Source organism: Clostridium sp. AF32-12BH (assembly GCF_003477935.1).
Lineage (GTDB): Bacteria > Bacillota > Clostridia > Lachnospirales > Lachnospiraceae > Brotaphodocola.
Map to the genome: position 1 here is coordinate 1 of NZ_QUEH01000034.1, position 2,080 is coordinate 2,080.

Here is a 2,080-nt window from a genome sequence, read left to right on the forward strand (position 1 = left end):
ACAAAACGCCGAGCTTCGAAAAGCCCGGCGTTCGTGGTATAATCAGTTTATGCGACTAAACAAAATAATACAGAGGGATTATACCTCATTTTCGCTGTATTATCAAATCAAACTTCCGCTGGATTTAGAGATTTCTATTCCATCTGATGATCCAGTTCGTCTGGTAAGTGCCTTTGTGGAGGAAATGGACCTTTCTGAACTATATAAAACTTATGGCAGGATCAGAAAAAATCAGGCAACGCCGCGTCAGATGCTGAAACTCGTTATCTATGCAGCAATGAATCGAATCTACTCAAGTCGAGATATCCGAAAAGCATGTAAACGGGATATCAACTTTATGTATCTCCTTGAAGGAATGCCTGCTCCTGATCATGCAACGATTGCGCGTTTTATCTCCCTACATTTTTCTGCCTGCGCAAAGGTTCTGCTTGCCCAAATGTCAGATCTGCTCTATCTTCTTGGTGAGATTTCGGGAAAGACCATTTTTATTGATGGCACCAAGATTGAATCGGCAGCCAATAAATATACATTTGTATGGAAACGGGCTATTACGAAAAATCAGGCCCGGTTATACACAAAACTAACTTCTTTTGTGGCTGAATGCGAAGAACTCTATGGAATCAGGACCGTATACCATGACCAGATATCCATCCACACATTAAAACGGTTAAAAAAGCAGTTGTGCCGCGTCAAAGTACAGGAGGGAATTGTGTTCGTGCATGGAATTGGACGTAGAAAAACACAGTTGCAGAAATCCCTGGAACAGCTGGATCAATATCTAGAGAAACTAAAGGAATATACAAAAAAACTGTATACGCTTGGAGATAGAAACAGTTATTCCAAAACAGACCCGGATGCGACCTTCATGAGAATGAAAGAAGATGCGATGCTGAATGGACAGTTAAAACCTGCTTATAACATCCAGCACGGAGTGGACTCTGAATACATCACATGGATTGATATTAGCCCGCGTCCAACCGATACATGCACCCTGATCCCTTTTTTGAAAGATATGGAGAGTCACTTAGGATTTAAATATTCAGAAATCGTTGCAGATGCCGGATATGAAAGTGAAGAAAACTATCTTTTCATTGAGGGAAACGGACAGACCGCCTATATAAAGCCGCAGAACTATGAGATTTCGAAAACCCGAAAATACAAAAAAGACATCAGCAGAAGAGAAAACATGGAGTATCACGCAGACAGAGACAGCTATATCTGTCGGAATGGAAGGGAACTGACTGTTACAAATGAACGCAGAAGTAAAACAGCCAGCGGATATGTCAGTGTAAAAACTTATTACAGAAGTCCAGACTGTACCGGCTGTCCTTATAAAACGGAATGTATCAAGGGAAACAACTGCAAAACACCTATGAAAAAACGTAATAAAGTGCTGATGGTCTCGAAGACGATGAGTCAAAAACGTGCAGAAGATCTGGAACGGATCACAAGTGAGTATGGAACGATGCTCCGTATGAATCGCAGTATTCAGGCCGAAGGTTCATTTGCTGATGTAAAGGAAGACATGAATTTTCGAAGATATCTGTACCGAGGAAAAGCAAATGCACTGGCAGAGAGCATCCTTTTGGCGATGGGACGAAATATCAATAAGCTTCATTGCAAGATTCAGACCGGAAGAACGGGGAGTCATCTTTTTTCATTAAAGACAGCATAGATTTTAATGGTTGAAAACAAAACAGTTTGAAATCAGGCATGCCGAAAGGGATGTCTGGGAATGAACTGTGTTTATAAGGGATGGGGGCGAAATCACAACCGATTTCGCCCCCATTTGGGCATAAAGCAGGGCTGCCGCCCAGCAAAAAATATTTGCTAGTGTGACAGCCCCTTTTTTGTGGTATGATAAAAATGGAAAAGAACTGACACAAGAAAAACTGATAATCAGAGAGAATAGATATTTGGAGGAAATCATGACAAACGAAGGGAATGTTCCGGCTGATAAACCGGTATACTACATTTTAGATAACTGTACCCGCTGTGGACGCTGCGCCCAGAAGTGTCCGCTTCACGCGCTGGTTCCGCGCCAGGGGCATTACCGGATCGATCTGCGTTTTTGTGATGG

General features: G+C 42.2%; 1 protein-coding gene. It reads left to right on the forward strand.

Going from position 1 to position 2,080, the window contains the following annotated elements; translation table 11 throughout:
* The coding region (locus tag DWZ40_RS18850) for an IS1182 family transposase (RefSeq protein WP_347560132.1) at nt 1-1,675 on the forward strand (1,675 nt) is incomplete at its 5' end.
* Between the last annotated feature and the right edge of the window lie 405 nt (nt 1,676-2,080).